The 22,553-nt window shown below is 73.9% G+C and carries 19 protein-coding genes and 2 pseudogenes; 12 read left to right on the forward strand and 9 right to left on the reverse strand.

Translation table 11 applies throughout. The features are described 5' to 3' along the window. Positions 1-197: 197 nt before the first annotated feature. Entirely contained in the window at positions 198-1,628 is a 1,431-nt protein-coding gene (locus tag EAO70_RS01050; RefSeq protein ID WP_148001150.1) for an aldehyde dehydrogenase family protein, read from the reverse strand. 259 nt (positions 1,629-1,887) lie between these two features. Between EAO70_RS01050 and EAO70_RS01055 the strand changes: the two genes are divergently transcribed. The 11 genes and pseudogenes from EAO70_RS01055 (at position 1,888) to EAO70_RS01110 (ending at position 13,317) form a co-directional block, all read left to right on the forward strand. Next, positions 1,888-2,664, forward strand: a complete 777-nt coding sequence (locus EAO70_RS01055; RefSeq protein WP_148001151.1) for a thioesterase II family protein — start codon at positions 1,888-1,890, stop codon at positions 2,662-2,664. A 174-nt stretch (positions 2,665-2,838) separates the two neighbouring features. Beyond that, positions 2,839-3,123: a phosphopantetheine-binding protein gene (locus EAO70_RS01060; protein WP_148001152.1), complete on the forward strand. Its 285-nt coding sequence runs from the start codon at positions 2,839-2,841 to the stop codon at positions 3,121-3,123. Then, on the forward strand, positions 3,120-4,523 hold the full coding sequence (locus tag EAO70_RS01065; protein ID WP_148001153.1) for a TrpB-like pyridoxal phosphate-dependent enzyme: 1,404 nt from the start codon (positions 3,120-3,122) through the stop codon (positions 4,521-4,523). The genes EAO70_RS01060 and EAO70_RS01065 overlap by 4 nt, the downstream gene beginning before the upstream one ends. Then, a complete protein-coding gene (locus tag EAO70_RS01070; protein WP_148001154.1) occupies positions 4,520-5,719 on the forward strand; it encodes an acyl-CoA dehydrogenase family protein in 1,200 nt (399 codons plus the stop codon). Before EAO70_RS01065 ends, EAO70_RS01070 begins: the two co-directional genes overlap by 4 nt. Further along, positions 5,703-6,977, forward strand: coding sequence for an AMP-binding protein (locus EAO70_RS01075; protein WP_148001155.1), 1,275 nt, complete (start codon positions 5,703-5,705; stop codon positions 6,975-6,977). The genes EAO70_RS01070 and EAO70_RS01075 overlap by 17 nt, the downstream gene beginning before the upstream one ends. A gap of 300 nt (positions 6,978-7,277) precedes the next feature. Continuing rightward, a complete protein-coding gene (locus EAO70_RS01080; protein ID WP_148001191.1) occupies positions 7,278-8,666 on the forward strand; it encodes an MBL fold metallo-hydrolase in 1,389 nt (462 codons plus the stop codon). Between the two features lie 64 nt (positions 8,667-8,730). Next, the gene (locus EAO70_RS01085) at positions 8,731-9,318 is read left to right on the forward strand and encodes a rhodanese-like domain-containing protein (RefSeq protein WP_148001156.1); all 588 of its coding nucleotides are present in this window, start codon (positions 8,731-8,733) and stop codon (positions 9,316-9,318) included. After that, positions 9,315-9,668: pseudogene (locus EAO70_RS01090) on the forward strand (TSUP family transporter); the annotation flags it as partial. The gene EAO70_RS01085 and the pseudogene EAO70_RS01090, both read left to right, overlap by 4 nt. 82 nt (positions 9,669-9,750) lie before the next feature. After that, a pseudogene (locus EAO70_RS01100) lies at positions 9,751-10,416 on the forward strand (endo alpha-1,4 polygalactosaminidase); the annotation flags it as partial. A gap of 184 nt (positions 10,417-10,600) precedes the next feature. Further along, positions 10,601-12,010: a glycoside hydrolase family 1 protein gene (locus EAO70_RS01105; protein WP_148001157.1), complete on the forward strand. Its 1,410-nt coding sequence runs from the start codon at positions 10,601-10,603 to the stop codon at positions 12,008-12,010. Further along, entirely contained in the window at positions 12,007-13,317 is a 1,311-nt protein-coding gene (locus EAO70_RS01110) for an MFS transporter (RefSeq protein WP_410090919.1), read from the forward strand. Before EAO70_RS01105 ends, EAO70_RS01110 begins: the two co-directional genes overlap by 4 nt. 47 nt (positions 13,318-13,364) lie before the next feature. Here the strand turns inward: EAO70_RS01110 and EAO70_RS01115 are convergent, their stop codons facing one another. Beyond that, positions 13,365-13,913 (reverse strand): GNAT family N-acetyltransferase, encoded by a 549-nt coding sequence (locus tag EAO70_RS01115; protein WP_148001158.1) that lies wholly within the window; start codon positions 13,911-13,913, stop codon positions 13,365-13,367. A 188-nt stretch (positions 13,914-14,101) separates the two neighbouring features. Here EAO70_RS01115 and EAO70_RS01120 point away from each other — a divergent pair, with 188 nt between their 5' ends. Continuing rightward, positions 14,102-14,791 (forward strand): phosphatase PAP2 family protein, encoded by a 690-nt coding sequence (locus EAO70_RS01120; protein WP_187283670.1) that lies wholly within the window; start codon positions 14,102-14,104, stop codon positions 14,789-14,791. Between the two features lie 29 nt (positions 14,792-14,820). Here the strand turns inward: EAO70_RS01120 and EAO70_RS01125 are convergent, their stop codons facing one another. The 7 genes from EAO70_RS01125 to EAO70_RS01155 form a co-directional block, all read right to left on the reverse strand. Further along, positions 14,821-16,164 (reverse strand): glutamate-1-semialdehyde 2,1-aminomutase, encoded by a 1,344-nt coding sequence (locus tag EAO70_RS01125; RefSeq protein ID WP_187283671.1) that lies wholly within the window; start codon positions 16,162-16,164, stop codon positions 14,821-14,823. 5 nt (positions 16,165-16,169) lie between these two features. Beyond that, positions 16,170-16,733 (reverse strand): dTDP-4-dehydrorhamnose 3,5-epimerase family protein, encoded by a 564-nt coding sequence (locus EAO70_RS01130; protein WP_148001159.1) that lies wholly within the window; start codon positions 16,731-16,733, stop codon positions 16,170-16,172. Beyond that, the gene (locus EAO70_RS01135) at positions 16,730-17,980 is read right to left on the reverse strand and encodes a polysaccharide pyruvyl transferase family protein (RefSeq protein ID WP_148001160.1); all 1,251 of its coding nucleotides are present in this window, start codon (positions 17,978-17,980) and stop codon (positions 16,730-16,732) included. The genes EAO70_RS01130 and EAO70_RS01135 overlap by 4 nt, the downstream gene beginning before the upstream one ends. Continuing rightward, entirely contained in the window at positions 17,977-18,924 is a 948-nt protein-coding gene (locus EAO70_RS01140) for a glycosyltransferase family 2 protein (protein ID WP_148001161.1), read from the reverse strand. Before EAO70_RS01140 ends, EAO70_RS01135 begins: the two co-directional genes overlap by 4 nt. Next, positions 18,921-20,156: a hypothetical protein gene (locus EAO70_RS01145; RefSeq protein ID WP_402113627.1), complete on the reverse strand. Its 1,236-nt coding sequence runs from the start codon at positions 20,154-20,156 to the stop codon at positions 18,921-18,923. The genes EAO70_RS01140 and EAO70_RS01145 overlap by 4 nt, the downstream gene beginning before the upstream one ends. A gap of 73 nt (positions 20,157-20,229) precedes the next feature. Next, complete coding sequence (locus EAO70_RS01150; protein WP_148001195.1) at positions 20,230-21,483, reverse strand: DUF4910 domain-containing protein; 1,254 nt, start codon at positions 21,481-21,483, stop codon at positions 20,230-20,232. A gap of 41 nt (positions 21,484-21,524) precedes the next feature. Beyond that, the gene (locus EAO70_RS01155; RefSeq protein ID WP_148001163.1) at positions 21,525-22,550 is read right to left on the reverse strand and encodes an NAD-dependent epimerase/dehydratase family protein; all 1,026 of its coding nucleotides are present in this window, start codon (positions 22,548-22,550) and stop codon (positions 21,525-21,527) included. Positions 22,551-22,553 lie beyond the last annotated feature (3 nt).

Here is a 22,553-nt window from a genome sequence, read left to right on the forward strand (position 1 = left end):
GTGTCACCCGTCGTTTCGAGTCGAGGTGCGGGGAAGTGGGGGTGGGGAGGAAGCGGCCCGGTGCGGCGGAGTCCACCGGTCCCGATCAGGACGGCAGCTGGACCGCCTTGACGTGTCACCCGTCGTTTCGAGTCGAGGTGCGGGGAAGTGGGGGTGGGGAGGAAGGGGCTCGGTGCGGCGGAGTCCACCGGTCCCGATCAGGACGGCAGCTGGACCGCCTTGACCTCCTGGAACTCCTGGATGCCGTGTCGGCCGAGTTCCCGGCCGATGCCGGACTGCTTGTAGCCCCCGAACGGAGCGGCGGCGTTGAACTTCGCGCCGTTGACGTCGACCTGGCCCACCCGCAGCCGCCGGGCCACGGCGACCGCGCGGTCCCGGTCGCCGGACCACACGGTGGCGGCGAGGCCGTACTCGGAGCTGTTCGCGAGCGATACCGCCCCGTCGTCGCCGTCGAACGTCATGACCGCGAGGACGGGACCGAAGACCTCCTCGCGGGCCAGCGGCGAGGAAGGAGCGACGTCCGTCCAGACGCTCGGCGCCACGTAGTGCCCGGTTGCCGGCAGCGCGGCCGCGGCGTCCTGGCCGGCGACCTGACGGGCACCCGAGCGGACGGCCTGCGCCAGATGGCCGAGGACCCGCTCGCGCTGCCCGGCGGAGGCGAGGGGGCCCAACAGGGTCGCCGGGTCCTCGGGGTCGCCCGGCACGTAACCGGCGACGACCGAACGGGCGATGTCCAGCGCCTCGTCCAGCCGCTCCCGCGGCACCAGCAGCCGGGTGCGGGCGGTGCAGGTCTGCCCCGCGTTGTGCAGGGCGCTGCGGACCCCGTCCTCGACGGCGGCGGCCAGGTCGGCGTCCGGCAGGACCACCGTGGCGGACTTGCCGCCCAGCTCCAGACAGGTCTTCTTGACCGTACGGGCCGCCGCGGCGCCGACCTTCCGGCCGGCCTCCAGCGACCCGGTGAAGGACACCAGGTCGACGCCGTCGTCGACGGTCAGCGCGGCGCCCGCCGTCGCGCCCCTGCCGGGCACGAGGTTGAAGACGCCCGGCGGCAGCCCGATCCCGTCGATGAGCGTCGCCAGGAGGTACGAGGAGAGCGGGGCGAGTTCGCTCGGCTTGAGCACGAGCGTGCAGCCCGCTGCGACGGCCGCGCCGATCTTGGCGACCGCCTGGTGCAGCGGGTAGTTCCACGGGGTGATGGCGCCGACCACGCCGACCGGCTCGCGCACCACGAGGGAGTGCCCGATCCGCTCCTCGGCGGTGGCCGCGGCGAGCGCCGCCGTGAAGCCGTCGAGCACCCGCACGGGCAGGCCCGCCTGGACGCGCCGGGAGAACGTGAGGGGCGACCCCATCTCCCGCGTGACGGTCTCCGCCAGCTCGTCCTGGTGCTTCACCAGGGCCTCGCGCAGCGCCGTCAGGGCCGCCACGCGCTCCTCGACGCCGGTCGCCGACCAGCCGGGCAGGGCCCGGCGGGCGGCGTCCACCGCGTGCCAGACGTCCTCGCCGCCGCAGTCCGGGACCTCCCCGACGATCCCCAGGGTCGCCGGGTTCTCCACGGGGATCGTGCCGGCGGCGCGCGGGGCGGTCCACCGGCCGCCGACGTAGACCTGGTGCAGAGGGAGGGAATTCATGGCGTGACGGGTCTCTTTCGGCAGGATCGAATGAGCTGAATTCCTCCGGCGACGGGCGGCGGGGAGAGAATTCACGACGTGACGGCGGACCAATGTACGGAGTCCGGGCACCCGCGGGCTGGATGAATTCTGTATGGGGAACTGCCGCCCGAATCAGGTGGTGACGAGCCGCGAAATGGCGTTAGGGTGCGGTACTTGAAATGCCGGTACGAGTGAGTTCCCGGCCGTTCGAGAAGCCCAGGGAAGCAGGCCGCCAGTGATGACCAGCCCGGTACGTGCCCCGCATGCCGCGAGCCCGGACGGGCGCTGGCTGCGCCGGCCCCGCCCGGTGCCCGCGCCGAGGATCCGCCTGGTGTGCCTGCCCCACGCGGGCGGTACCGCCGGCGCGTTCTACGGCTGGGCCGAGGCCCTGCCGGACGACGTGGAACTCGTCGCTGTCCAGTACCCGGGGCGGCAGGACCGCTTCGGGGAGGAGTGCGTCAGCGCCATGGGGCCGCTTGCCGACCGTGTGGCGCGCGAGCTCCTTCCGCTGTTCGACCGGCCGGTCGCGCTGCTCGGCCACAGCATGGGCGCGGCCCTCGCGTACGAGGTCACCCTGCGTCTGGAGGCGCTCTACCGGGCTCGTCCGCGCCACCTGTTCGTCTCCGGACACGGCGCGCCGCTCAGCCCGCGGGGCGGCCGCACACTCCATCTGCAGAACGACGACGCCATGGTCGAGGGGCTGCTCGCGCTCGGCGGCATGGATCCGGCGGTGGTCGCCGAGCCGGAGCTGCTGGCCCTGCTGCTGCCGTCGTTCCGCGGCGACCTGACACTGATCGAGACCTACCGACCCACCGCGGCGCGGCCGGTGACCGTGCCGGTGACGGCGTACGTGGGGGACGCCGACCCGGGCGTGCCCGTGGCGCACGCCGCCGCCTGGTCGGACGCGACGTCCGGCGAATTCTCCCTGCGGGTCTTTCCCGGAGATCATTTCTTCCTCGTGGTGGGGAGCGAGATCGTCACGGACGTCTCCCGTCTTCTCGCCGACCCCTGCTGATTCCCCCATGGTGACCCTCGGCACCGGCTTTTGCCGTCTCTCCCCGTCTTTCCCCGACTTCCTCGCGCACCGGTCTCGGGCCGTCACGGAACTATCCCTCCGGTGTCGTCCCGGCGCGGCCCGCGCGCAGTCACCCCGACCTGATGTATTTCCTGTTCCAAGGAGCCTTTCGACATGCTGCCCGACGACGACGTGGCCACGAAGGTCCGCGCACTCATGGTCGACGCCCTCGATCTCCGTCTCGACCCCCAGGACATCGGTCCCCGGACCTCGCTCTACTCGCCGATGATCCAGCTCGACTCGCTCAACCTGCTCCAGCTCCTGCTCGCCGTGGAGAACGAGTTCGGCGGCCACATCGAGGACGAGGACGTCATGGAGGCCGACCTGGAGACCGTCGGCGACCTGGTCGCGCTCGTCCGCCGGCACGTCGCCGGCCTGCGGACGGAGACCCCGGCATGAAAGCCCTGCGCAACCAGTACCTGCTCGACGAGGACGACGTCCCGACCCACTGGTACAACATCCTCGCCGACCTCGACGTGTCGGCCTCCGACGTCCGCCGGGCCCGGCCCGCCACGGGACCGGACGCCGACGCGCAGACGGCCGACCGCGGCTCCACCGGCGCCAACATCCCGCTGTCCATGTACCGCGGCAGCGTCGGCACCGAGCGCCACGTGAGGATCCCCGACCCGGTGCGCGCGCAGTACCAGCGCTGGCGGCCCACCCCGCTGATCCGCGCCCACCGCCTGGAGCAGGCGCTCGACACCCCCGCGCACATCTACTACAAGTACGAGGGCGCCAACGCCTCCGGCAGCCACAAGCTCAACTCCGCCCTCGCGCAGGCCCACTACTACAAGAAGGCCGGCGTCCAGGAGATCACCACCGGCACCGGCGCCGGCCAGTGGGGCACCGCGCTGTCCATGGCCTGCCACGCCCTCGACCTCGCCTGCACCGTCTTCATGGTCAACTGCAGCTACCGGCAGAAGCCCTACCGCAGGGTCCTGATGGAGCTCAACGGCGCCCGCGTCATCCCGAGCCCGAGCGGCACCACCGAGGCGGGCCGCGCCCTGCTGGCCGCCTCGCCCGACGGCGACGGCAGCGTCGCCATCGCCAACGCCGAGGCCCTCGAACACGCCCGGAGCGTCACCCGCGGCGCCTTCTCCGTCGGCAGCGGCGAGAACCACGTCCTGCTGCACCAGACGGTCATCGGCGAAGAGGCCCTGCTCCAGATGGAGATGGCCGGCGAGTTCCCCGACGTCGTCATCGGCGCCATGGGCGCCGGCAGCAACTTCGCCGGTCTCGCCTTCCCCTTCCACCGCGAGAAGCTCCGCACCGGCGCCGGGACCCGGCTGGTCGCCGTGGAGCCCGAGGCGTGCCCCAAGATGACCCGGGGCCGCTACGCCTGGGACTACAACGACTTCTCCGGTACCACCCCCATGACGAAGATGTACACCCTCGGCCACACCTTCGTCGCGCCCGGCGTCCACGCCGGCGGACTGCGCTATCACGGCGCCGCCCCGCTGGTGAGCGCCCTCTACGACCGCGGCCTCATGGAGGCCGTGGCCTACGGACAGAAGGAGGTGTTCGAGGCCGGCGCGTTCTTCGCCCGCACGGAGAACCTCATCCCCGCCCCCGAGTCCGCGCACGCCGTCAAGTGCGCCGTCGACGAGGCCGTACGGGCCCGCGAGGAGAACCGGCCGCGCGTCATCCTCTTCAACGTCAGCGGCCACGGGCTGCTCGACCTCTCCGCGTACGACCAGTACCTCGCGGGCACCCTGGAGGACCACGTGGTCTCCGACGGCCACATCGCGGCCTCGCTGGCCGGGCTGCCCGCCCTCGACGCGGTCGGCGGCCACCCGTGAACCTCAGCCCCACCGAGGAACAGACCGCCCTCGCCGACCGGTTCCGCCTGCTCGGCCAGGAGCTCGGCGCCGACCTCCCGGCCCGGGAAAGCACCGGGACGCTCCAGCCCGGCGACTGGCAGCGCTGCGCCGACGCCGGCGTCCTCGGCCTCCCCGTGCCCCGCGCGTACGGCGGCCTCGGCCTGGACCCGCTGACCTGCGCCCTCGCCCTGGAGGGCCTCGGCGAGGGCTGCCGGGACAACGGACTCATGATCGCGCTCGGCGCGCACATCTGGGCCGCGGAGATGCCGCTGCTGCTCTTCGGGAGCGAGGAGCAGAAGACGCGCTACCTCCCCGGGCTCTGCGACGGCCGACTGATCGGCGCACACGCCATCACCGAGGCCGGCTCCGGCTCCGACGCCCTCTCCCTGACGGCCACGGCCCGCCGCGACGGCGACCACTACGTCCTCGACGGCGCCAAGCGCTTCGTCACCAACGCGCCCCTCGCCGACGTCTTCCTCGTGTACGCCACCGTCAACCCGGCCCTCGGGTTCACCGGGGTCACCGCCTTCCTCGTCGACCGCGACCAGCCGGGTCTCACCGTCGAGACCCGCTACGAGAAGGCCGGCCTGCGCACCGCCCCCTGGGGCGAGATCACCCTCGCAGGCTGCCGGATCCCGCTCTCGGCCCGGCTCGGCGCGGAGAAGCAGGGCTCCCGCGTCCTCTCCGCGACCATGGCCTGGGAACGCTCGCTGATCCTCGCCCCGCTGCTCGGCACCATGGGGCGCCAGATCGACGAGTGCGTGCGGTACGCGCGCACCCGCGAGCAGTTCGGCCGGAACATCGGCAAGTTCCAGTCCGTCTCCCACCGCGTCGTCGAGATGCGGATCCGGCTGGACGAGGCCCGCCTGCTCACCCACCGGGCCGCCTGGGACCTCGGACGGGACGTCCCCTCTCACTACCCCGAGGCCGCCCAGCTCCGCACCAGCGAGTCCGCCGTCGAGACCTTCCTCGACGCCCTGCAGCTGTACGGCGGACTCGGCTACACCACCGACACCGACGTCGAACGGAATCTGCGCGACGCGCTCGGCACCCGGATCTCCTCCGGCACCTCCGACATGCAGCGGCTGGTCATCGCCGAGAAGCTCGGCCTGACCACCCGCGCCCGCGCCGCGTCCCCCCGCCCCGCAGGAGCCCTCCATGCGCACGCTGAATGAGCTGCTGACCCGCGCCGCGGCCGCCCGGCCCACCGCCGAGGCCGTCCGCCACCGGGGCCGCTCCACCGACTATGCCGCCCTGGACCGGGCCGCCACCGCGCTCGCCGCGACCCTGCGCGAGCGGGGAGTCCGCCCCGGAGACCGGGTGGGCCTGTGGTTCGGCAAGTCGACCGAGACCCTCGTGACCCTCCACGCCGTCCTCAAGTGCGGGGCCGCGTACGTCCCGGTCGACCCGGCCACGCCCGTGGGCCGCGCCGCTTACATCCTCGGCGACTGCGCCGTCCGCTGCCTGGTCACCGACGCGCCCCGGCTCGCCCTGCTCCACGAGCACGGACTTCCCGACGCGCTGCACACGGCCGTCCTCGTCGGCGACGAACCGGCGCCGGCCGACGAGCCCGCGCGGGCGGACCGGACGGCGCTCCGGACGACGCACTGGACCCGGGCCGTGGACCGGCCGGTGCCCGAAGGGTTCGCGCCCGCGGACGTCGGCCCCGACGACCTCGCCTACATCCTCTACACCTCCGGATCCACCGGCACGCCCAAGGGCGTCATGCTGTCCCATCGCAACGCGACGGCGTTCGTCGACTGGACCGTGGCCGAGTTCGGGCTGACCGCGGAGGACCGGCTGTCCTCCCACGCCCCCGTCCACTTCGACCTGTCCGTCTTCGACGTCTTCGCCGCCGCGAGCGCCGGCGCCTGCCTCGTCCTCGTGCCCGAGCACCAGCGGGCCCTGGGCCCGGCCCTCAACCGGCTGGTCGCCGAGGAGGGCATCACCGTCTGGTACTCGGTACCCGGCGCCCTCATCCGGATGCTCGACGCCAAGAACCACGCCCTGCTGGGGACGTCGCGGCTGCGGACCGTGCTCTTCGCGGGCGAACCGTTCGCCCTGAAGCACCTGCGGCGGCTGCGCGCGGCGCTGCCGGAAGCGTCCCTGCACAACCTCTACGGCCCGACCGAGACCAACGTCTGCACCCACCACCGCGTCACCGAAGCCGACCTCGCGCCGGGTACCGAGTACCAGACGGGCGAACGGTTCGCCCGCGAAGAGCACGGTCCGCAGCCGCGACGTCCCCAGCAGGGCGCCCCCGCCGCGCCCGGTTCGACACCCTCGCCGTCCGCCACCGGCCCCGGCGACGGCTCCCTGGCGACCACCGGCGCCCAGCTCACGCCGTACGCCGTCGGCGCCGCGGCCCTGGGTGCCGCCGGCGCCGCGATCCTCGTGGCCGTCCGCCGCCGCCGGGCGGATGCCCGCCACTGACCGGTGACCCGCTGACCTGACCGACGGCCCCCTCCCCGGGCGGCCCGCAGCACGAGCACTCCACGAGGCCGCCCTCCGGCCGGGACCACATCCCGGCCGGAGGGCGGCCTCGTCGCGTCGCCTTGCCGCACGGGCTCGCGGCTCGGGGTGGTGCGTGCCCACCCCCCCCTCCGTACAGATACCTAGGGGGGTATTTGACTTGCCCCGACACCTCCCCTTACGGTCGACCGCAGATACCCAGGGGGGTATCAGAGGGCCCGGGAAGGCCCCGATGCGTGTATGCCGCACGAAAGGATCGCCGTGTTCTTCGCCCCGTACTACCTCGACTGCCTCTCCCAGGCGTCCTACCTGATCGCCGACGAGAGGACCGGGCGAGCGGTGGTCGTCGACCCGCGCAGGGACGTCTCGGAGTACCTCGCGGACGCCCGGGCCCACGGCCTGACCGTGGTCGGCGTCATCAACACCCACTTCCACGCCGACTTCGTCGCCGGCCACCTGGAACTGGCCGACAGCACCGGCGCCTGGATCGGCTACGGCAGCCGGGCGGAGACCGAGTACCCGATCCGCCCCCTGTCCGAGGGCGAGCGGATCGTCCTCGGCGACGTCGTCCTGGAGATCATGGAGACGCCCGGGCACACCCCCGAGTCGATCAGCGTCCTGGTGTACGAGCACGCCGACGACACCGTCCCCCACGGCGTCCTCACCGGCGACGCGCTCTTCATCGGCGACGTCGGCCGCCCCGACCTCCTCGCCTCCGTCGGCGTCACCGCCGAGGAACTCGGCGCGATGCTGCACGACAGCGTGCAGCGCAAGCTCATGGCGCTCCCCGACGAGGTGCGGGTCTTCCCCGCCCACGGGGCCGGCTCCGCCTGCGGCAAGAACCTCTCCACCGAGCGGCAGTCCACGATCGGCGCGCAGCGCGCCACCAACTACGCCTGCGCGCCGATGAGCCGTGACGCGTTCGTCGCGCTGGTCACCGCGGGGCAGTCCGCCGCGCCCGGCTACTTCGCCTACGACGCCGACCTCAACCGCAGGGACCGCGACCGCTACGACGCGACGGCGGCGCGCCCGCTCTCCCCGGCCGAGTTCGCCGGACTGCGGCGCTCGGGCGCGGTCGTCGTGGACGCGCGGACCCCCCAGGACTTCGCGGCCGGTCATCTGCGGGACGCGGTGAACGTGCCGGCCGACGGCCGGTTCGCCGAGCAGGCCGGCACGGTCCTCGACCCGGCCGACGAGCTGATCGTGATCGCGCCGGAGAACCGCGAGGAGGAGGTCGTCACCCGGCTCGCCCGGGTCGGCCTCGACCGGGTGGCGGGCCATCTGCGCGATCCCGAGGCGGCCTTGGAGGAGCTGGCCGACGAGGTCGTCCCGGCGAGCCGGCTGACCGCCGTCCGGCTCCGGGCCGCGCTCGCGGGCGACCTCCCTCCCCTGCTCGTGGACGTCCGCACCTGCGGCGAGCGCGAGGCGGCCGGTTTCCTCGACGGCGCCCTGCACATCCCCCTGAGCGAACTGCCTCGCCGCACCGCCGAGCTGCCCGGTGACCGGCCCCTGGTCGTGCACTGCGCCGGCGGCCACCGTTCCTCCGTCGCGGCGAGCCTGCTGCGCCGCCGCGGCTTCGCCGACGTCTCCGACGTCCTCGGCGGCTACACGGCCCTCTCCGGCCTGGCCCCGGCATCCGCCACGGCCTGAGCCACGTCCCGCACTCCGCCCCCGTGGCGGGGTCCCCGCCCCTCACGCCCTCACGGAGTCCCGTATGACCGCCACACCGCCGCCGACCAGGCCCTCCCTCGGCGCCGCCGCCCTGCACGGACTCGTCCGGGAAGGGCGCGCTCCGCGCCTCCTCGACGTCCGCACGCCCGGCGAGTTCCGTACCGTCCACATCCCGGGCTCGTACAACGTCCCCCTGGACACCCTGCGCGAGCACCGCGCCGAGCTCCTCGCCCACCTCGACGAGGAGGTCGTCCTGGTCTGCCGGTCCGGGGCCCGGGCCGCGCAGGCCGAGCAGGCGCTCGCCGGGGCGGGCCTGCCCGACCTCCGTGTCCTGGAAGGCGGCGTGAACGCCTGGGAGGCGGCCGGCGCGCCGGTGAACCGCGGCCTCGAGCGCTGGGACATGGAACGGCAGGTCCGTCTGGTCGCCGGCTCCGCGGTCCTCGTCACCGGCCTCGTCGGCGTCCTGGTGCCGGGCGTCCACCTCATCGGGACGGCGATCGGCGCGGGGCTGACCTTCGCGGCCCTCAGCGATTCCTGTCTGATGGGCGTCCTGCTCTCCCGGCTGCCGTACAACCGCGGCCCCCGCCCCGACGTCCGCTCGGTGATCGCGGAGCTGCGGAGCACGCCGTGACCGTGCTCGTCGTCGGCGCCTCCCTGCTCATCGGCCTGAGTCTCGGCGTGCTCGGCGGCGGCGGGTCGGTCCTGACCGTGCCGATCCTGGTGTACCTGGCGGGCCGGGGCACCGAGGAGGCCATCGCCACCTCGCTGTTCGTGGTCGGCGTCACCAGCCTGGCGGCGCTGGTCCCGCACGCGCGGGCGCGGCGGGTACGCGTGCGCACCGGTCTGCTGTTCGGCGCGTTCAGCATGGTCGGCGCGTACGCGGGCGGGCGCCTCGCCGCGTACGTACCCGGCACCGTCCTCCTGGTCGGCTTCGGACTGATGATGCTGGCCACGGCGGTCGCGATGCTGCGGAGGCCGCGGTTGTACGGCAGCCGGGAGAGCAGGACGCCCATCAGACAGGAATCGCTGAGGGCCGCGAAGGTCAGCCCCGCGCCGATCGCCCTACGCGCCGCCCGCCGGGGTCGGCGCCGTCTCCCGCGACCGTACGGCGACGCCCGCCGACGGGCTGTACAACATCTGTTACGTCAACGCCTTCCAGGCCCAGCCGGACGCCACCGACTGGTGGGAGGAGAACCACCCCGACCTGCTCCTCCGGGACACCGGGGGAGCGCCGGTCGTCGACCAGGACTGGGACGAGGCCCTCTTCGACGTCTCCGCGCCGGCCAAGCGCGAGCGCCTCGCCGCGATCGTCGGCGAGTGGATCGACGGGTGCGCCGCCGCCGGCTACCAGGCGGTCGAGGCCGACAACCTGGACTCGTACGCCCGGTCGCGCGGCCTCCTCACCGCCGAAGACGACCTCGCCTTCGCGCGGTTGCTCATCGGGCGCGCGCACGCGGCCGGACTCGCCATCGGGCAGAAGAACGCCTCCGACCTCGCGCAGCGCGGCCGGAGGCTCGGCTTCGACTTCGCGGTCGCCGAGGAGTGCGGGCAGTACGACGAATGCGGCGCCTACGCGGCCGCCTTCGACAACCGGGTGTTCGTCATCGAGTACGAGCCCGCGGGCCTGGCCCGGGCGTGCGCGACCTGGGGCGGGACGCTCTCCGTCGTCCTGCGCGACACCGACGTCCGCCCCGCGGGCGAGCCCGGGTACGTCCGCCGGACCTGCTGACGACGGCACTCCGACGGCGGTCCGGCGGCGCTCCGACGGCGGTCCGGCGGGGACCTCCCAGGGCCCGTCCCCGCCCTGCGCCCCCCATCAAACGTGAGAGTTGTTCACTTTCCATTGACAGGGCGGACCCGGAGCCCGAAAGTGCCGTGAACAACCCGCACGCCGCCGAGCGAAACGAGCCCTCATGACAGCGCCCGTACCCGAGTTCCCGGCCGGCTTCCTCTGGGGAGTCTCCGCCTCCGCCTTCCAGATCGAGGGCTCGCTCACGGCCGACGGCCGCGGTCCCTCCAGCTGGGACGCGTTCACCGGGGAACCGGGCCGGGTCAAGGACGGCTCGCGGGCCGACGTGGCCACCGACCACTACCGGCGCTACCGCGAGGACGTCGCGCTGATGGCCGAACTCGGCGTCGGCGCCTACCGGTTCTCGATCTCCTGGTCGCGCGTCCTGCCCGACGGCCGCGGCCCGGTCAACGGCCGGGGCCTGGACTTCTACGACCGGCTCGTCGACGAACTGTGCGCCGCCGGGATCGCCCCGGCCCCCACCCTCTTCCACTGGGACACCCCGCTGGCCCTGGAGAAGGAGGGCGGCTGGCTGAACCGCGACACCGCCGAACGGTTCGCCGCGTACGCCTCGGTGGTCGCGGAGCGGCTCGCCGACCGCGTGCCGCTGTGGATCACCCTCAACGAACCGGCCGAGGTGACCCTCCTCGGCTACGGACTCGGCGAGCACGCCCCGGGCCGGCGCATGGTCTTCGACGCGCTGCCCGCGGCCCACCACCAACTCCTCGCCCATGGACTGGGCGTCCAGGCCCTGCGCGCCGCCGGGGCCCGCCGGATCGGGATCGCCGTCTCCCACAGCCCCGTCTGGGCCGCCGGCGACAGCGACGAGGACCGGGCGGCCGCCGAGCTGTACGACACCCTCACCAACCGCCTCTTCGCCGACCCGATCCTGACCGGCTCCTACCCCGCGGGCCTGGACTCCCTCCTCCCCGGCCCGGTCGCGGAGGACCTGAAGACGATCTCGGCCCCCCTCGACTGGTACGGCGTCAACTACTACAACCCGATGCTCGTCGGTGCCCCGAGGCCGGCCGCGGACCCCGTCGGCGACGAGGGACCGGCCGGCTCCCCGCCCGCCGGATCCTCGTTCGGCGGCATCGACATACCGCCGGACCTCCCCTTCGACATCCGGCAGATCGAGGGCCGGGAGCTCACCGACTTCGGCTGGCCGGTGGTGCCGGACGGTCTGCGCGAACTGCTGGCCACCCTGCGCGAACGCTACGGCGACCGGCTGCCGCCCGTGTACATCACCGAGAACGGCTGCTCGTACGGCGACGGTCCCGACCCCGGGACGGGGCGGATCGACGACGCCCGCCGGATCGCCTACCACGACGGCCACGTCCGCGCGCTGCACCGGGCCATCGAGGAAGGCGCGGACGTCCGCGGCTACTTCATCTGGTCGATCCTCGACAACTTCGAATGGGCGGAGGGGTACCGGCAGCGCTTCGGTCTCGTCCACGTCGACTACGAGACGCTCGCCCGGACCCCCAAGCGGTCGTTCGCCTGGTACCGCGACCTGATCAAGAGCAACGCGTGACCACGGAGGGGGCGGCGGAGGGGACCGCCGACAGACCGGCCCCCGAGCCTGCCGGCAGACCGGCCCCGGTACCAGCCGCCACACCGGCCGCCGCGCCCGCCGCCCCGGCCGGCGGTCGCTGGGTGGGTGCGCTCTCGCTCGCCAACCTCGGCGTCTGGGTCGGCTGGTTCGGCCCGCTGCAACTGCTCCTGGCCCGCCAGGCGGAGCACCTCACCCCCGACCACAAGGCATCGACCCTCGCCCTGGTGACCGGGGTCGGCGCGGCGGTGTCGATGATCGCGAACCCCGTCTTCGGCGCCCTCTCCGACCGGACGACGGCCGCCGTGGGACGGCGCGTCCCCTGGGTGGCCGGCGGCGTGGCGGGCGGCGCGGCCGGGCTCCTCGCCCTCGCCTCGGCGCAGAGCGTCACGGCGGTGATCGTCGGCTGGTGCCTGGTCCAGCTCGCCCTCAACGCCGCCTTCGCCGCGCTCACCGCCGCCGTCCCCGACCAGGTGCCGCGGCGACAGCGCGGTCTGGTCGGGGGCTGGCTCGGGGTCTCCCAGGTCGTCGGCATCCTGATCGGCACCGCGCTGGCCACGCTCGCGGGCGGAGTCGCCGGCGGCTACCTGGCCTGCGCGGTCTTCACGGTGCTCGCGGCCGTGCCGTACGTCGTGATGCGGCGCGACACCCCGCTCTCCCCGGCCGACCGTCCGCCCTTCCGGTGGCGGTCGTTCCTCACCGGCTTCTGGATCGACCCGCGCCGCCACCCCGACTTCGGCTGGGCCTGGCTCACCCGCTTCCTGATGAACCTGTCGTACTCCATCAGCACCATGTACCTGCTCTACTACCTGACCGACGCCGTGCGCTACCGGGGGGACGCCGACAACGGCGTCCTGATCCTCACGGCGCTCAACGCGCTCACCCTGCTCGCCACGGTCGTGGTCAGCGGCGTCCGTTCGGACCGCAGCGGTCTGCGGAAGCCGTACGTGATCGGGTCCGGTCTGGTCATCTCGGCGGCCACCCTGCTGCTCGCCGGCTGGCAGACGTGGACGGGTGCCGTCGTCGCCTCGCTCGTGCTCGGCCTCGGCTTCGGCGTCTACACGGCGGTGGACTTCGCCCTGCTCACGGACGTGCTCCCGGCGGCCGAGGACCGGGGCAAGGACCTGGGCGTCATCAACATCGCCAACGCGCTGCCGCAGGTCCTCGCCCCCGTGATCGCGGCCCCGGTCGTGACGCACCTCGGCGGCTACACGGCCCTGTACGCCCTCGCCGCCGTGCTGGCCCTCGCGGGATCCGTCCTCGTACGCCGGATCCGGTCGGTCCGCTGAGCGGGCGGTGCTCGGGGCGGTACCAGCCCGCCCGGAGCACCGCCCGCTCAGACCTCCGGGAGGGAGGGGTCGGGCGTKCAGGGCTGCGGCGCGGTCACGGCCCAGCGCTCGTGGTCGCGCCAGCCGCCGTCGATGTAGAGGTAGTCCGGCGACAGCCCCTCGTACCGGAAGCCCAGCCGCCGCACCACGGCCAGGGACGGCTCGTTGCCCGGCTGGATGTTGGCCTCCAGCCGGTGCAGCCGCAGCTCGCCGAACGCGTACTCCAGGACGGCGGCGAGGCCCTCGGTCATGTAGCCCCGCCCCGCGGACGGGGCGAAGGCCGCGTAACCGAGGGAGGCGCCCTGGTACCGGCCCCGGACGATCGAGTTGATGTTGACCATGCCGGCGGCCTCGCCGGTCTCCCGGACCCGGATCAACAGGCCCAGGTTGCCCCCGTCCTCGAAGCGGCGCATCCAGGTCCGGAACTCCTCGGGCGTGGAGGGCAGCTGCATCCAGGGCCCGTGAAGCTCGGCGCTGGCGCGGACGAGCGCGCAGAACTCGTCCTGGTGGGTGAGGTCGAGCGGGTGCAGTGCGACCCGTGGCGAAGGGGAGATCATGCGGCCACGCTAACCCCCGTCGTCAGCCACCCCGACACCCGCGTCCTTCGGCGGATCCAGGGCTCCGCCCGGAACGGACCGGGCCCCCGACGTCCGAGAGGAATCGGCGCAGAACCGGCCCCGCCCCCGGTATAGGCTCCCGGAAGGGCGGCCCGGCCACGACGGTCGGACACGACGGGGGGCTCGTATTGGAACGCCTGGCCGAAGGGGACCGGCCCGCGCCCGCGGTGCTGCCCCCGCCGATCCGCTCCGTGCTCCTCCCGTTGGCGACCGCCGCCGCGCTGCTCGTCCTCGTGCTCGGCCTCCGGTACGCGGGCGCCGGCCTGCCGGGGCGGCTCGACGCCCGGCTCCTGGCCGCGGTCGAGGGCACGGGGGCGAGAACCCGCCACCTCGCCGTGGCCGTGGACTTCCTGGGCGAGCCGCTCGGCGCGGCGACCCTGATCGCCGCCGTCGTCGCGGGCTGCCTGCTGCTCCGCAGGCCCCGCGCGGCGGTGCTCGTCGTCGCCGGGGTCGGTGCCGCCGTGCTCGCCACACGGGTGCTCAAGCACCTCGTGGGCCGCACCATCCACGGCGACGGGAACCTCTCCTACCCGAGCGGGCACACCGCCTTCCTCACCGCTCTCGCCCTCGTCGCCGTACTCCTCGCGGTCGGTCGGTCCCGTCTCGGCCGGGCGGCCGGGACCTCCCTGGTGCTCCTCGCGGCCCTGCTCGCGGGCGCCGTCATGGGCTGGGCCCAGGTCGTCCTGAGCGCCCACTACCCGACCGACGCCCTCGGCGGCTGGTTCACCGCCCTCGCGGTGGTACCGGTCACCGCGTGGACCGTCGACCGGGTCGCGGACTCCGCCCGGCGCGGGCGCTCGGGACGCCCTCCCGTCTGACGTCCCCTCACCTCACGCCCGGCGCCTCCTCACACCGTGCGCCGGAAGACGGGCTTCACCGGCCGGCCCCCCAGCCACGGCGTGGGATCGCCGGCGTCCAGCGCCTTCCGGTACACCGCGCAGGCCTGCGCCACCACGTCGACCGTATGGTCGACATCGGCCTCGTCGAGGGCGCCGCTCACCACGAACGAGGGTGCCAGGATGCCGCCCGCGAGGAGCCGGCGCAGGAACAGGGTGCGGTACTCCTGCGACGGCCGGCCCTCCGCGTCGAGCGTGCCGAAGACCAGGTTGCTGGCCCGGCCCCGGACGACGAGGTGGTCGGCGACGCCCATCCCCGCCGCGGCCTGGCGCACGCCGGCGGCCAACCGCTCGCCGAGGGCGTGCAGACGGGCGGTCACGCCCTCCTCGACGTACGTGGTCTGCACCGCCATCGCGGCGGCCAGCGCGTGCGTCTCCGCGCCGTGCGTGGTCGACAGCAGGAACACCCGGTCGCCGGAGTGCCGCAGCCCGCCCCACTCCATCAGGTCACGGCGTCCGGCGAGCGCCGAGACGGCGAAGCCGTTCCCCAGCGCCTTGCCGAAGGTCGAGAGGTCGGGGACGACCCCGTACAGGCCCTGCGCGCCCGCCTCCGACCAGCGCAGGCCGGTGATCATCTCGTCGAAGACCAGCACGCAGCCGTGCCGGTCGGCGAGCTCCCGCAGCCCGGCGAGGTATCCGGGCGGCGGCTCGGTGTGCCCGGCCGGTTCGAGGATCAGACAGGCCACCTCGCCGCGGTAACGGTCGAGCAGCTCCTCCGTCGCGGCCAGGTCGCCGTACGGGAACGCCACCGTCAGTTCCGTCGTCGACGCCGGGATGCCGGCGTTCATCGGCGTGGTGCCGATGAACCAGTCGTCCACGGAGAAGAACGGGTGGTCGCCGCAGACGGCCACCCGCGGCCGGCCCGTGACCGCGCGGGCCAGGCGGACCGCCGCGGTGGTGACGTCCGAGCCGTTCTTCGCGAACTTGACCATCTCGGCGGTCGGCACCGTGGCCAGGAAACGTTCCGCCGCCTCGACCTCCACGACGGACGGCCGGACGAAGTTGCCGCCGCGGTCGATCTCCCGGCGGACCGCCTCGACGACCCGCGGATGGGCGTGGCCGAGACTCACCGACCGCAGGCCGGAGCCGTACTCGATGTACCGGTTCCCGTCGACGTCCCACACATGGGCGCCGCGGCCGTGGCTGATGACCGGGGCCAGGCCCTCGGGATACTGGTCGTCGCCCTTGGCGTAGGTGTGCGCGCCGCCGGGGATCAGGGCGTGCAGCCGCGCGTTCGCCTCGCGCGACCGCGGCAGCGTGAACCCCTCGGTCACGTCGCTCACTTCGGTCTCCACGCGGGTCACTCTCCGGAGCTTCGGCGCTGCTGCTCCAGGACCTCGGCGAGGCGCGGCGCCTCCCGGTCCCTGGAGGACATCGACACGGGCGGCAGCGGCCACGGGATGGCCAGGTCCGGGTCGTCGAAGGCGATCGTCACGTCCTCGGCCGGGTCGTGGGGCCGGTCGATGCGGTACGAGGTGTCCGCCGTCCCGGACAGTGCCTGGAAGCCGTGGGCGCAGCCCGCCGGGATGTAGAGGGTCGTCTGCGTCTCGCCGGACAGCTCGAAGAAGGCCCGGTTGCGGTAGGTCGGCGAGCCGGGCCGCAGGTCCACCACGACGTCGAAGATCCTGCCGTACGAGCAGCGCACCAGCTTGGCCTCCCCGGCGCCGGAGCGCAGGTGCATGCCGCGCAGCACGCCCCGGACCGAGCGGGACACGCTGTCCTGGACGAAGGCGTGCGGGTCGAGGCCGACCGAGCGCACCACGTCGGCGTCGAACGTACGGCAGAAGAAGCCGCGTTCGTCGGCGTACGGCGTCGGTTCGAACAGGTGGGCGCCGTCGATCTCCGGGACGGGGATCGCTTTCATGGGGTCTCCCGCGGTGCGTGGGCGTGTGCGTGGGCGTGGGTGGGGCCGGTTCCGGGGAACACGGCCGTGGTCAGGGCGGTGAACTGCTCGTCGAGGAGCCGGCCGACGGTCAGGTTCCGCTCGGCGAGGGTCTGCCGCAGTTCCGCCGCGTGCTTCTCCAGCTCCCGGAACCGTTCGAGCAGCCGGTCGTCGTCCGCCTCCCGCGCCGGATGGCGGTACGCGCCGAGGCCCATGAACTCCATGAGGGCGTCGCTCTTCGCCGCGTAGCTCAGCGACAGGGTCGGCACGCCGACCCGGAGCGCGCAGACCAGGTTGTGGTACCGCGTCGCCACCACCGCGTCGGCGGCGGCCATCTCCCGCATCAGCTCGTCGAGCGAGGCCGTCTCGGCGGCCGTGACCAGCGGGGAGTCCACCGCGTCCAGGATCGACGCGACCACCGTCGCGTCGACCGCGTCGCCGGTCAGCAGCCGCACCGGCCGGCCGTCCTCGACCAGGGCCCGCACGAAACGGGTCGTCCCGTCCAGATAGCGGCGGTGGATCTCCTCGGCACGGTCGCGGTCGTCGTCAGCGCCGTGGAAGTCCATGACGCCGACGCACACCAGGCCCGGGGTACCGGAGGGCGGCCCGGCCGGCGGCGCGGGCAGCGCGAAGGCGAGGTCCGGGTGGACCGGGTCGCCCGTCGTGTCCACGCCCATCTCCCGCAGGGCGTCCCGGGACTGCGTGTCGCGGTACGAGCGGTACGCCGCGAGCCGCGCCGACCAGCGCACCAGCGTCCGCGTCGCCCGGTTGCCGACCGGCCCGGCGCCGACGCCGACCAGCGCGACCCGGGTGCCGAAGAGCCGCCCGGACGCGCAGAGGAGGAACAGGGCGTACGGGAAGCCCCACGGCCGCAGCGGCAGCGTGGCCTCCAGCACCCCCATGCCCGGCACGATCACCACGTCGTGGCGGCGCACCCACGCGGCGGTGCGCAGGGCGTCGACGAGCTTGCCGAGCCCCTTGCCCGCGACCGCGCCCGCCCGTGACGCGGTCCGGTACTCCCCGCGGTACCAGTGCAGCCGGGTCGCGGGGAGCCGGTGGCGAATCCGGACGACCTCGGGGCCGCCGCACATCGCGTCCACGACCGCGTCCCGGTGGTCGCGGCGCAGGTAGCCGAGGACGGCCTCCAGCGATCCGTCGTTGCCGAGGTTGCCGGAGCCGAGCAGCCCGAACAGGCCCACCCTGACGGCGGGCCCGGCCGGGGGCCTCATGTCCGCCCGCCCTCGCGGCCGGCCACGATGTCGTCGAGGGAGACGGCGAGCCGGTCCGGGTCGACCGGGGTCCGGTCCTCGACCCGCTCCCCGGCACCCGGCCGCGCCCGGCTGGTGGCCCACGCCACGAGGTGGCCGTAGCAGGCGCGCCGCTCGGCCGGCGTCAGCGGCGCCCGCCGGATCGCCGCGACGAAGCCCCAGACGTACTCGGCGAGCAGCCGCGGCGTCGGGTGCAGCAGGCCCGCCCGGCGGGGGTCCAGGTTGACGCAGCGGGAGCGCTTCGACGGGTTGGCCCGCTCCGCGCGGGTGGGGTGGTCCCGGCGGAAGTACAGCAGCTCCGGCACCTGGTGGAACGGCCCGTGCAGACCGATCTCGGAGACGAAGGTGCGGTCCGCGTGGTGGTAGCTGTCGTGCGGCCTGACCCGGCGCAGCACGTCGGCCCGCATCACCCCGTAGAAGTCGTCCCCGCCGGGCTCGAACAGCATGCTGCGGAAGCGCTCCGGGGCACTCGGCGAGGCGGTGGCGAGGGTGTAGTCGTACGGGACCTTCACCTTGCCGTCGCCGTCGATGACGGCCTGGTCGGCGTGGGCGAGGATCACCTCGGGCCGTTCGTCCAGCGCGTCCACGCAGCGCCGCAGCAGGTCCCGGGCGTACAGGTCGTCGTGCGAGGCCCACTTGAACAGCTCGCCGCGGCACTGGGTGAACACGTAGTTGTGGTTCGGCGCGGCGCCGATGTTCCGGGTCAGCCGGATGTACCGGATGCGCGAGTCCCGTGCGGCGTACTTCCGGCAGATGTCCCGGGTGCCGTCGGTCGAGGCGTTGTCCGAGACGACCAGCTCGAAGTCCTCGAAGGTCTGGCCGAGCAGGGCGTCGAACGCCTCGGCGAGGTACTCCTCGCCGTTGTACACGGGCAGCCCGATGCCGAGCCGGGGAGGGGCGGTCATGATGTCCTCACTTCGGAAAGAGGTTTCTGGTGGTGCTCACGCAGGGCGGACCGCAGCTCCAGCCACCACACGGCCGAGCTGCCGAGGGTCGCGGCGGCCACGCCCCAGGCCGAGCCGACCGTGCCGGCGGCGAGTGCCCCGCCGAGTCCGCCGCCGACGTAGAGCGTCGAGGCGATCAGCTGGCAGCGCAGGCTCCGCCGGGCCGCGGCCAGGGCCCGCAGCCCGGCGGCGGCGCCGGTGCCGAGACCGGCGGCCGCGACCCCGAGCGTGGCGGGGACGATCAGGGCGGAGGCGGCCTGCCAGACGTCGCCGAGGACGAACTCGCCGAGCCCGTCCGGCACCAGGAGCAGCGCCGCGCCCCACAGCAGGGCGGCCGCGGCCTGCCCGCCGCCCAGCAGGAGACAGAACGCACGCAGCCGGTGCGGGGCCTGCCGCAGCACCCGGGCCGCCTCGGCGACGGTCACCAGCGACAGCCCCATCAGGATGGCGAGGAACGGGCCGAGGAGAAGCTCGGCGCCCCGCACCACCCCCACCGCGCCGACGCCGACGATCGCGCCGAGCCCGTACGCCCGCAGCTGGCCCGCGCCGCTGACACCGACGTTCTCGACGAGGTATCGGTACCCGAGGTCGCGCTGCTCATGGATCCACGGGCGGGCCCCCGCCGGCCGGGGCCGGATGCCGGACTGGAGGCGGCCGTAGCCGGCGGCCACCGCGGCGGACGCCCCCCACGCCAGGACGAAGGCGGCGACGCTGCCCACGTGGGCCGCCGCGACCATGGCCGGCACCAGGGCGGCGCCCATCACGAGGTCGTTGACGAACGCCTTGCGCCCGGCGCCGGCGGCGAAGAAGGAGAACCGCCAGGCGTCCTGGAGCAGCAGCCCCGGCAGGACGACGCCGAGGCAGGCGAAGGCGTGGCCGACCGGGCCGCCGAAGGCGAGCCCGAGGGCCAGGCACACCGCGCCGACGGCGACGCCCACGCCGAGGGCGGTCCCCGACGACCGGGCCACCGCCCCCCGCCAGGACTCCTCCGGGACCCCGCTGAACCGGACCGTGAGCGGGTCGGTGGCCAGCCCCCGGGAGACCCCCAGCACGACGCCGAAGGTCACCCAGGCCAGGCTGAAGACGCCGAACGCCTCCAGCCCGAGCGAGCGCGCCACGTAGACGCCCAGCACGAAGTTGGTCGCGCTGGACGCCGCCTGGTCGGCGAGCCCCCAGGACAGCCGGCCCGCCATGCCCCGCCGCACGGGCGGCCGGGCGGGTCCGGCCGGTTCCGCGGTCGTCGTCTCCTTCTCGGTGCTCGTCACGTCACGCCTTGACCAGTCCGGCGGCCGCCAGGGCGTCGGCCGCGCCGGCGACCGAGTCGAACGGCAGCCCGGACCGCTCGGCGACGTCCAGCAGACCGTGCTCGCCGTCGGACATGCTGAGCACCCAGAGCATGGCCATCTGGGCCTGCTGGGCGTCACTGCGGCCGCCGAGGGACGCGTACAGTCCACGGCGGCCCAACTGGGGCTCGCCGTACGGGCTGAGATTGACGTACCGCCGGTTGCGGTCGAGCACGGCGAACGCCTCGCGGCAGACGGCGAGGGTGTCCTCCATCGCCTCCGGGGAGACGAAGTCCGGGTTGTCCGCCGAGGTGTGGTACTCGGGGTACCCGGCGTACGGGGTCCGGCTCAGGGAGCCCACGCCGAGGTCGAACCCGGGGGAGCAGTACTGCCGCTCGTCATAGCCGTACGGGGTGAACTCCTTGATCTGGTGCGGTCGTTCGGAGGTGGCCAGGACGTGCGCCATCACCCGGTCGATCTCCGCGTCGCCCCGCCTGCTCCGCTTGTACGTCAGCCGGCCCCGGTCGCCGGCGCAGGCCAGGACCAGCCCGTGCCTGACCCGGTCGATCCGCTCCGCGTTGCGGGCGAGCCAGGTGATGGCCCCGATGGTGCCGGGCGCGAAGATGAACCGGTACGTGTAGTACGGCGTCTCCTCGGCCAGCGCCCTCGCCAGGAACGTCGCCACCGCCACGCCGGCCAGGTTGTCGTTGGCCAGCGACGGGTGGCAGACGTGGCAGGAGACGATCACCTCCTCGGCGACCCGGCCCGGGACCACGTGCTCGGCGTAGGTGAGGTGCCCGTCCGCGAGCGTGGAGTCGACCCGCACCTCGTAGTCGCCGTCCGGCAGCGCGTCCAGGGTCTCCTGCGCCAGGCAGAACCCCCAGTCCGGCTTGTAGTAGCTCGTGCGGTAGGGCACCCAGGCCGGATGCTCCGGCAGGGTGTGCAGGTGCGCCCGCAGTTCTGAGAGCGGCATGGTGCGCTCCACGGGCACGCTGTAGCCGAGCACGTGCAGGCTGGACGCGGCGAAGTCCACCACGCGGCGGCCCGTGGAGTCGGCCACGTACGCGTCCCGGATGTTCCACTCCTGCGGCACCGTCCAGTCGAGGACCTGCGTCCCGGTCGGCACCTCGTGGACCTCCAGCGGCAGGTACTCGCCGACGATGTCCAGGGTGGCGCGCACCCCGTCGCCGGTGATGCTCCGGCAGAGCGGGTACAACCGCTCCACCAGGGCGTGCATCCGCTCGCCGGCCGGGGCCGCGGGACCCGGGTCGGCCGCGGTCACCGGCGCCACCGCAGGGTGTCGTCGACGGCGCCCGACTCCGCCGCCGAGCGCAGCACGGCGAGCCGGGTGAACCGACGCTCGAAGTCCTCCCGGGTCAGCCCGAACGCGCGGTAGGCGTCCGCGAGTTCCAGGGCGCCCCGCTTCACGGTCCACTCGCAGTCGAAGCCCGGCAGCGCCTCCCGGAACCGGGCGAAGTCCACCCGGTACGACCGCGGATCCGCGCCGGTCTCGCCGGTGATCACCACCTTGGAGCCGTCCACCGCCTCGGCGACCTGCTCGGCGATCTCGGCGACCGTGACGTTGTTGACCTCGCTGCCGATGTTGAACGCCCGGTCGTGCACCGCCTCCCGCGGCGCGGACAGCGCGGCGGTGAAGGCCCGGGCGATGTCGGCCGCGTGCACCAGCGGACGCCAGGGCGTGCCGTCGGACATCACGAGGACCTCGCCCGACAGCAGCGCGTGGCCCACCAGGTTGTTCAGCACGATGTCGGCGCGCAGCCGCGGCGAGAAGCCGAACGCGGTGGCGTTGCGCATGTACACGGGGCTGAAGTCGCCGTCGGCGAGTTCGTGCAGGTCGTCCTCCACCCGCACCTTGGACTCGGCGTACGGGGTCACCGGGCGCAGCGGGGCGTCCTCCGCCACCAGGTCGTCACCGCCGGCGGCGCCGTAGACCGAGCAGGTGGACGCGTACAGGAACCGCCGCACGCCGGCGTCCTTCGCCAGCCGCGCGAGCCGCACGGAGGCGTGGTGGTTGATGTCGTACGTCAGGTCCGGAGCCAGCGACCCCAGCGGGTCATTGGAGAGCGCGGCCAGATGGATCACGGCGTCCACCCCGGCCACGTGCTCGGCCGTGACGTCCCGCAGGTCCACCCGGTGCCCGGACGGGTCGGCCGGCGACGGGCCGAGGACACAGTCCGCGAACAGGCCGGAGTCCAGTCCGACGACCTCGTGTCCGGCGGCCGCGAGGACCGGGGCCATCACGGTGCCCAGGTAGCCCTGGTGTCCGGTCAGCAGTACGCGCAAGGT

This window comes from Streptomyces sp. adm13(2018) (assembly GCF_008042145.1).
Lineage (GTDB): Bacteria > Actinomycetota > Actinomycetes > Streptomycetales > Streptomycetaceae > Streptomyces.

What these genes read in the sequence shown, in the direction of transcription:
- EAO70_RS01075 (WP_148001155.1), top strand. Translation starts at nt 5,703, where the DNA reads ATGCGCACGCTGAATGAGCTGCTGACCCGCGCCGCGGCCGCCCGGCCC.
- EAO70_RS01055 (WP_148001151.1), top strand. Translation starts at nt 1,888, where the DNA reads ATGACCAGCCCGGTACGTGCCCCGCATGCCGCGAGCCCGGACGGGCGC.
- EAO70_RS01105 (WP_148001157.1), top strand. Translation starts at nt 10,601, where the DNA reads ATGACAGCGCCCGTACCCGAGTTCCCGGCCGGCTTCCTCTGGGGAGTC.
- EAO70_RS01060 (WP_148001152.1), top strand. Translation starts at nt 2,839, where the DNA reads ATGCTGCCCGACGACGACGTGGCCACGAAGGTCCGCGCACTCATGGTC.
- EAO70_RS01140 (WP_148001161.1), bottom strand. Translation starts at nt 18,924, where the DNA reads ATGACCGCCCCTCCCCGGCTCGGCATCGGGCTGCCCGTGTACAACGGC.
- EAO70_RS01065 (WP_148001153.1), top strand. Translation starts at nt 3,120, where the DNA reads ATGAAAGCCCTGCGCAACCAGTACCTGCTCGACGAGGACGACGTCCCG.
- EAO70_RS01145 (WP_402113627.1), bottom strand. Translation starts at nt 20,156, where the DNA reads ATGGCGGGCCGGCTGTCCTGGGGGCTCGCCGACCAGGCGGCGTCCAGC.
- EAO70_RS01130 (WP_148001159.1), bottom strand. Translation starts at nt 16,733, where the DNA reads ATGAAAGCGATCCCCGTCCCGGAGATCGACGGCGCCCACCTGTTCGAA.
- EAO70_RS01085 (WP_148001156.1), top strand. Translation starts at nt 8,731, where the DNA reads ATGACCGCCACACCGCCGCCGACCAGGCCCTCCCTCGGCGCCGCCGCC.
- EAO70_RS01135 (WP_148001160.1), bottom strand. Translation starts at nt 17,980, where the DNA reads ATGAGGCCCCCGGCCGGGCCCGCCGTCAGGGTGGGCCTGTTCGGGCTG.
- EAO70_RS01050 (WP_148001150.1), bottom strand. Translation starts at nt 1,628, where the DNA reads ATGAATTCCCTCCCTCTGCACCAGGTCTACGTCGGCGGCCGGTGGACC.
- EAO70_RS01150 (WP_148001195.1), bottom strand. Translation starts at nt 21,483, where the DNA reads ATGCACGCCCTGGTGGAGCGGTTGTACCCGCTCTGCCGGAGCATCACC.